Genomic DNA, 252 nt, shown 5'->3' on the forward strand with positions numbered 1-252 from the left:
AAGGTTACATCTGTTGCATCAAAGCCAGTTACTGCTTCACTGAATGTGAAGGTTACTGTGGTGCTTTCACCAAGAGCAAGATTCAGGTCTGTTGCACTGATCGCAAGCGTCGGTGGCACAATGTCTACAACAAAGCCGTCTGTACCATCGAGTACATCGCCTGTACCCAAGTTACCTGCAAGGTCTGCGTAAGTATTATCAGCCACAGTAATACTTGGTGCTGTGCCTGTGCCATCTGGTGTGAACACTGCT

1 protein-coding gene is annotated in these 252 nt (G+C 48.0%); it reads right to left on the reverse strand.

The features are described from left to right. Positions 1-252, reverse strand: a 252-nt coding sequence (locus UC75_RS19155) for an Ig-like domain-containing protein (protein WP_049837317.1), incomplete at both ends; no start/stop codon positions are given.

This window comes from Acinetobacter sp. V2 (assembly GCF_001188385.1).
GTDB lineage: Bacteria > Pseudomonadota > Gammaproteobacteria > Pseudomonadales > Moraxellaceae > Acinetobacter > Acinetobacter oleivorans.